The organism is Microcystis sp. M53603_WE2 (assembly GCF_030065435.1).
The window spans coordinates 1-7,223 of record NZ_JASJFF010000629.1; the positions used below are offsets into that span (position 1 = coordinate 1).

Annotated in this window: 7 protein-coding genes; 3 read left to right on the forward strand and 4 right to left on the reverse strand. The window is 43.3% G+C overall.

All coding sequences use genetic code 11. From position 1 onward, the window contains the following. The coding region (locus PX481_RS13395) for a M28 family peptidase (RefSeq protein ID WP_288094728.1) at window positions 1-459 on the forward strand (459 nt) is incomplete at its 5' end. A 352-nt stretch (window positions 460-811) separates the two neighbouring features. Here PX481_RS13395 and PX481_RS13400 read toward each other — a convergent pair. The 4 genes from PX481_RS13400 to PX481_RS13415 form a co-directional block, all read right to left on the reverse strand. Next, on the reverse strand, window positions 812-1,228 hold the full coding sequence (locus PX481_RS13400; protein ID WP_012266738.1) for a putative toxin-antitoxin system toxin component, PIN family: 417 nt from the start codon (window positions 1,226-1,228) through the stop codon (window positions 812-814). Continuing rightward, entirely contained in the window at window positions 1,218-1,454 is a 237-nt protein-coding gene (locus PX481_RS13405; protein WP_002799399.1) for a hypothetical protein, read from the reverse strand. Before PX481_RS13405 ends, PX481_RS13400 begins: the two co-directional genes overlap by 11 nt. A 485-nt stretch (window positions 1,455-1,939) precedes the next feature. Continuing rightward, window positions 1,940-2,632 carry a helix-turn-helix domain-containing protein gene (locus PX481_RS13410; RefSeq protein WP_288094729.1) on the reverse strand — a complete coding sequence of 231 codons (693 nt, stop codon included), beginning with the start codon at window positions 2,630-2,632 and terminating at the stop codon, window positions 1,940-1,942. A gap of 13 nt (window positions 2,633-2,645) precedes the next feature. After that, window positions 2,646-2,927: a ParB N-terminal domain-containing protein gene (locus PX481_RS13415; protein WP_002763410.1), complete on the reverse strand. Its 282-nt coding sequence runs from the start codon at window positions 2,925-2,927 to the stop codon at window positions 2,646-2,648. 115 nt (window positions 2,928-3,042) lie between these two features. On the opposite strand from PX481_RS13415, the gene PX481_RS13420 reads away from it, so the two are divergent. Beyond that, window positions 3,043-4,806 carry an SWIM zinc finger family protein gene (locus tag PX481_RS13420; protein ID WP_288094730.1) on the forward strand — a complete coding sequence of 588 codons (1,764 nt, stop codon included), beginning with the start codon at window positions 3,043-3,045 and terminating at the stop codon, window positions 4,804-4,806. 301 nt (window positions 4,807-5,107) lie between these two features. Continuing rightward, window positions 5,108-7,219 carry a bifunctional arginine dihydrolase/ornithine cyclodeaminase gene (gene argZ / locus PX481_RS13425; RefSeq protein WP_288094731.1) on the forward strand — a complete coding sequence of 704 codons (2,112 nt, stop codon included), beginning with the start codon at window positions 5,108-5,110 and terminating at the stop codon, window positions 7,217-7,219. Window positions 7,220-7,223 lie beyond the last annotated feature (4 nt).

Below are 7,223 nucleotides of genomic sequence, written 5' to 3' on the forward strand. Positions count from 1 at the left end.
ATTGCCTACGCAGAAAAATTAAAACAAACTAAGCAGGATTTAAGGTTAATGTTATCCTTAGAAATGCTCGGTTACTGTGATAAAAATCCCCATTCTCAAAAATATCCAGCTTTTCTAGAATATTTTTACCCCAACACTGGGGATTTTATCGCTTTGATTGGCAATCTCAAAACCCGCAAGGATTTAAATTTTCTCAGTCGAGTCCTGCGAGAAAATCAAACTCCCTGCGAATGGTTGCCCGTAATTTTTGGAGGTTATATCGTCCCCGATACTCGACGCAGCGATCATTCTCCTTTTTGGAGTCGCGGTTATTCGGCAATTATGGTGACAGATACGGCTAATATGCGTAATCCCTATTATCATAGTTCTCAGGATACAATCGCTACTTTGGACTTAAATTTCCTAACAAGAGTCTGTCAAGGTCTTTGTTTTGGATTGCAATCTTTACCGATGAGATAAAAGTTAGCGTTAGCGTAACGCACCAATCCCAGTTAAGTAGGTAGGCGTTAAAAGTTGTCAGATCCCCCCGCCTATCGGCACCCCCCTTATTAAGGGGGGCAGGGGGGATCGAACCTAAAATCCATTTTTAATTTAATTATAACCAGCTACTTAGAAACCCAACATTATTGACGACATTGGTGTGGTTGGGTTTCGCTCAAGCGTCACTAATATTTGACAGACAAAAGTTATTATTGCTCAACCCAACCTACTACTTAAGTCACTTGTCTTGGCAAAATTAAAGTCTATCCCGTGTTTTTCGATATCGATGTTGTTCTTTCGATCATCTCACTCAAACTGGATTTTTTGTACTTCACCGCCGAACAATTTTTAAAAATTCCCTTGGTGTAACGATCTCTGTTTTCCCATAGCGTTGCAGTATAAGCAAATCATTGTCACCAGTAATGAGATAGCGTGCTTCCCCACTGGTTGCCAGATTTAGGAATTTATTATCGTCTCGATCTCGGCAAATTTCAGTGTGGTCAGTAGGTCTAATCAGCAGCGAAATTTCCAAAATTCTTACTAGCAGTTGTCGGCGCTGCTCCAGTGTAATGTACCTCTCGAACTTTGGGAGAAGAAGTTTTGTGACCAACTCGCCTATGGTTGCGGGACTTTGCAGAATAATAAAGTTATTAATCGCGTATTCTACAGCCAAAGCTGGTGTTGTCGTACTGCTTAAGGCGAAGCTTATAAAGACGTTCGTATCGATAACTATGGGTTCACGATTCATCTACTAAAAGCTCTTCCAACTTCTCATCAGTCAATCCCTGACTCTTGGCATAAGCACGAATTTCATTCACCACTTCCATCAAGGCTTGGGTGGTTTCCTCCTGTTCGTTTCCCGTCATCTCATGATTCTCGATGGTGAAATCGACACACGCATGAGCAGACAAACCTAACTGCTCGATCGCTGTGGGGATTTCGCTAATTTTAACGTTTCGGATCGTTGCTTTCATATTTTCAAAGTAGCACAAATACAAATTGAATTATTATTCTTCAGCTTGTAGGTTGGGTTGAGCGATTTAATCCTTAGGAGAAAACTGCTCAATTCAATGGTTTGAGCGAAACCCAACATTCTTGACGATATTGGTGTGGTTGGGTTTCGCTTAAGCGTCGCTAATAGTAGTATCCTAACATCGGCAACAAATAAACCTCCGCAAACCATCTGTAACCATTGCTGGCGAACAGAATTTCGTTGGACGATCAGTAATGTGGTCAAAACAGTTATCGTAGGGCGTTGACATATTTTTCCCTCCGAATCATATATCATCTTAACCGTTCAGAGGGCGTTTATCAAGCCGCCATTAGTTTTGTAATGGGGATTTATGTCCCGCTCCAAAAACTTTTCGTCTTAAGGCGAGGTTTTAGACCCGATTTTTTCGATAAAAGCAGACCACGGGGGAATTTTTCACAGCACTAAAGCTCTGGAAGAATTATCACTTTAAGCGGTGACATTTTCTGTTTCTGCTGGTTGAATTTCCGGCATTTCTACTTTAATTAAACTCACTCTAGCACGATAAAGTAGTTTTTCCCCATGACGATAGCCCCGATAACGAACTAGAACGGGTGTACCGATTGCTGCTTGACCATCGATCAATTGATGGATTTGCGGATCATAACTAACATGATCACCGACACTGTCAATTGGTTGCACTCCCCAGCGCTCCAGTAACTGCATAATCGGTTTAACTAGGGAGAGGATTTTGACGGCTGCTAGGTCGGGATTTTTGCGGGCAACGGCCTCGGCCGTGGGCCATTGAACTAACCAAGATTCGATCGCTTCGATGCTTTGACGTTGAAATTCTGCGGCTAATTCGTCTTTTTGCTTGTCTAATTTTTGCTGTAAATTCTGATACTCTTGTTCGAGAATTTTTGATTCCCCTGAACGATCCTCTGTCCCCATCGTCGGGATTTGAAAATGAGCGAGAAGATCGCTAACTGGCAGCTGCAGCGCATTAGCTAATTTCACCAAAGATTCAGAGGATAATTTGGCGATTAAACCATGGCGAACTCTCTGCAATTGCCAAGAAGATAGACCCGATAACCGACTCAATTCTTCCAGATTTTTACAGCCAATTTCTGCCATTAACTGCTCTAATTTTTGCCGATGATATTTATATAAGGACTCATTCATGGGACTTCTCAGCTTAAGCGATGTGTTTAGCTAAAACGGATTTAGGAGCGCGACGAACTCGACAGAGAATTGTTTCTTTACCGAGACGCTGATGAGCTGCAAAGCGATGGCAACCGGAAAAACCGTAGTATTGACCATCCACCTCCAAAACATCGATCGGTTCTCGTAATCCCTCCTCAGCGATCGATTGCATCAACTGATTAACTTTTTCGGGATCGGTTTGTCGCGGTAAAGGACGACGAATTTGGGACAGAGGAATGTTTTTAATTTCCATACTGTCTTTACTATAGCACATTTAGGCTAAACTGAAGATAAGTTGACTCGGTTGCTGATGCAGTGGTCTGTCTCGGTGCTGGCAGTTTTCTTGACACAGACAAGATTTTATCACCCAATCCTCTCCTTTTCTGACTATGACTATTCCTCCTATCAATGAAAAAATTATCCGGCAAAATAGCACCAATGCTTCCTATCAGCGCGGTCAATATTATTACGATAGCGGTGCAGTTATTTCTCTTTGGCAACGGGGGCAAAATCTGCAAGCTTTAGTGAATGGTAGTGAGGTTAAACCCTATCGAGTTGCCATGGATTTTAACCAAGATAATCTTGAGAATGTCTCCTGTTCCTGTCCCTACGATTACGAGGGTTGGTGTAAGCATATTGTGGCGGTTTTATTAACCTGTTCTCGTCAACCAGAATTAATTATTAAAAAAGCCTCCCTAGAGGAGTTATTGACACCAATCGATGAAAGTAAATTAAGAAAATTACTTAATCATTTAGTGGCTAAACACCCAGAAATTATCGAGACAATTGATAAGTTTTTATTGCCAGCTACCCCAGTTAATAAAGCGGGAGGGAAGATAACTATTAATGTCAAAGCTTATCGTAATACTGTCCGTAATGAACTGCGGCAATCCCTGCGAGCGATCGAAGAAGATTACTACGAAGAAGATCCAATTTCTAATGAAATTTATGCCCTAGTGGATGAGTCCCAAGATTATTATCAAAAGGGAGAACCGGATAATGCGATCGCTATTTTAGAAGCAATTATTAGCGCCTGTATCGAGGAATGGGATAATTTAGAAGATTACGGTGCTGTCAATGATGATTTAAGTGCCAGAATCGATCGAGTTTTAACTGGGGCAATTTTAAGTAAAGAATTTAATCCCCAAGAAAAGCAAGATTTAAGGGAAAAAATGGAGCAATGGCAGCATGAATGGAGTGCCGATTTTGAGATGAGTTTAGCGGCCTTACAACAGGGATGGGACGATCCAGTTTTAGAGAAGATTTTACGGGGAGAATCGGCTAATTTTTCAGAAATGTGGTCAGATAATATCCCCGATTATGCCCAAACATTAACTTCTATTCGCTTAGAAATTTTCGAGAAACAGGAAAAAGATCAGGAATATTTGAATCTAGCTTTAGCTTCAGGACAAGTGGTAGAATACCTAACTAAGTTAGTCTATCTTGATCGCATTGACGAAGCGATGGCAGCGGCAAAAAACATGATAACTAAAAACGATGAAGCCTTCTTTTTTGCCAAAGCTTTACGGGATGAATCCGCACCAGAATCCGCCCTAATAATTGCCCGAAGTGGTCTAAATTTCCCAGGAAATTATTATTATCAATTAGCTCTCTGGACAAGTGAACTAGCGCAATCTTTAGGGGATATAGATACAGCTTTGGCCGCTAGAATTAAGGCATTTCAAGACCAACCTTCCTTTTCCCATTACCAAAAAATTGAGTCTTTAGCGGGGGAAGATTGGCCCGATTTAAAATTAGACTTGTTAGATTACTTGCGCGAGTTTAGCGGTGGACGTTCCACAGAGGCTAAAATTGATATATTTCTCCACGAAAATTTAGTTAGAGATGCAATTAAAGTCGTTTCTGATAATTCCTATGTGCAGTCTCACCTAATTTGGCGGATAATGGATGCGGCTGCTACCGTCGATCCTAACTGGGTGATCGATCGCGCACGTCCTCCTGCGGAAAAGATACTCGACGAAAAAAAGGCTGATCGCTACGAAGAAGCGATTAAATGGCTAAAAAAAGCTCGTAATGCCTTTTATATGTCGGGAAGACGGGAAGAATGGCAAACCTATCGAGAAAATTTAATTAAGGAACACGGACGCAAATCGAAATTTATGGGGTTATTTAAACATCAGGATTTACAATGATTTAAGCTTCTAAGCTAAGACCCATTTTAACCGCCTATCCTTAGAGCAGCTGAATCTCCCCCACCCCCCCCTACCCCCCGACATCGGGGGGGGTTGCCTCTTGCCTCATCTCCACAAGCAATTTAAATACTTAACAGCTTCGCCGTCAGTTATCGGCTAAAATCAGGCTGTTTTTAGCTTGTGGCGCAGGAATTGTCCTAATCTTAAGTCTGTGATGTTTCGACGCAAAGTAGAGTATAATGGAAGATTGGTCTAAACTTATCTCCAGACTACTTATACTGAATATTCATTGTCAAAAAATATGACTGAAACTATTCGCTTTTTGATGTGTTCTCCCGATCATTACGATGTGGATTATGTGATTAATCCTTGGATGGAGGGCAACATTCACAAATCTTCCCAGGAAAAAGCTAGGCAACAATGGCAGCAGCTTTATCATGTTCTCAAAGATCGGGCGCTCGTGGATTTAGTCACACCAGAAAAAGGCTGGCCTGACATGGTTTTTACCGCTAATGCAGGTTTAGTTCTGGAAAAAACTGTCGTTCTCAGTCGCTTTTTACACAAAGAAAGACAGGGAGAAGAACCCTATTTTAAGCAGTGGTTTGAAGATAACGGTTTTACGGTTCACGAACTGCCCAAAGATTTACCCTTTGAAGGTGCAGGAGACGCATTATTAGATCGGGAAGGACGTTGGTTATGGGCAGGATATGGCTTCAGAACCGAGTTAGATTCCCACCCTTTAATCGCTAAATGGCTCGATATCGAGGTTTTATCCCTACGTTTAATCGATGAACGTTTTTATCACCTTGATACCTGTTTTTGTCCCCTCAGTGGCGGTTATCTCCTCTACTATCCCGATGCTTTTGATGCCTATTCTAATCGGTTAATTGAGTTAAAAATTCCCGAAGAAAAACGCATTATCGTTGAAGAAGCCGATGCGGTTAACTTTGCTTGTAATGCAGTGAATATCGGTGAAGTAATCGTCATGAATAAAATTAGTGACGATTTACAACATAAGTTAGTGTCAAAAGGGTTTGAAGTGGTACAAACTCCCCTGACAGAGTTCTTAAAAGCAGGAGGAGCCGCTAAATGTTTAACCCTGCGTACCACCGAACCCTTAATTCCAGACCATCACGCTAATGTCACCATTGAAAGTCGCATTCTCCAGCTAGAAGGTCATCTGCTCGACGCGGGAATTATGAATAAAGCTCTCGATGTTGTGGTGGGAAATGGGGGCAGCTTCAAGGTTTTAAACTTCACCTTAGGGATTGAGCGCCAAAGTACCTCCTCGGCCGAAGTGCGCGTTTCTGCACCCTCTCACGAGGTAATGGAGGAGATCATGGTACAATTGATCGACCTCGGTGCGGCCGCTCGTCCTCAAGAAATCTGTGATGTCAATACCGCAGTGGTGGCACAAGATGGGGTCGCTCCCGATGATTTTTATGTCAGCACCATCTATCCCACGGAAGTGCGGGTTAACTGTGAATGGGTGCGGGTGGAAAATCAACGCATGGATGCAGCCATCGTCGTCACTGAAAGTCCGGAAGGCAAAACGGCGAAATGTACTCTCCTGCGGGATTTAAAAGCTGGCGATCGCGTTATGGTGGGAGTTGAGGGCATCCGTACTATCCGACAGGCGGAATCCAGGGAACAACGCAACAGCACTCAGGAATTTACCTTTATGGGTGCGGGGGTTTCCAGCGAGCGCCGAGTCGAGTTAACCGTGGAGCAGATTGCCTGGGAAATGCGTAAAATTCGCGACCAGGGCGGTAAAGTGGTAGTAACGGCAGGTCCGGTGGTCATTCACACTGGAGGAGCGCAACATCTCTCCCGTTTAATCCGCGATGGTTACGTTCACGCTTTACTGGGGGGAAATGCGATCGCAGTTCACGACATGGAACAGGCGATCATGGGTACTTCTTTAGGGGTAGATATGCAGAAAGGCATCCCCGTGCGCGGTGGCCATCGTCACCACCTCAAGATTATCAACCTCATCCGTCGCCACGGCAGCATCGCCAAAGCTGTATCGGCCGGGGTATTGACAAAAGGCGTAATGTATGAATGCGTCAAGAATAATGTCCCCTTCAGTCTAGCTGGTTCAATTCGCGATGATGGTCCGCTTCCGGATACGGAGATGGATTTAATTAAAGCACAGGAAGAATATTCCCGCTTAATTCAAGGTGCAGACATGATTCTCATGCTCTCTAGTATGCTCCATTCCATCGGTGTGGGCAATATGACACCGGCGGGGGTAAAAATGGTCTGTGTTGATATTAACCCGGCCGTGGTGACAAAATTAAGCGATCGAGGTTCCGTAGAATCCGTGGGTATCGTCACCGATGTGGGTTTATTCCTGAGTCTGTTAACCCAACAGTTGGATAAGTTAACCCGTCCCTTGGTAGAAACGGTTTAAAACC

Bases quoted from the DNA above. Each gene is read 5' to 3' on its own strand.
- PX481_RS13400 (WP_012266738.1), bottom strand. From the start codon at position 1,228: ATGAATCGTGAACCCATAGTTATCGATACGAACGTCTTTATAAGCTTC.
- PX481_RS13405 (WP_002799399.1), bottom strand. From the start codon at position 1,454: ATGAAAGCAACGATCCGAAACGTTAAAATTAGCGAAATCCCCACAGCG.
- PX481_RS13410 (WP_288094729.1), bottom strand. From the start codon at position 2,632: ATGAATGAGTCCTTATATAAATATCATCGGCAAAAATTAGAGCAGTTA.
- PX481_RS13415 (WP_002763410.1), bottom strand. From the start codon at position 2,927: ATGTGCTATAGTAAAGACAGTATGGAAATTAAAAACATTCCTCTGTCC.
- PX481_RS13420 (WP_288094730.1), top strand. From the start codon at position 3,043: ATGACTATTCCTCCTATCAATGAAAAAATTATCCGGCAAAATAGCACC.
- argZ (WP_288094731.1), top strand. From the start codon at position 5,108: ATGACTGAAACTATTCGCTTTTTGATGTGTTCTCCCGATCATTACGAT.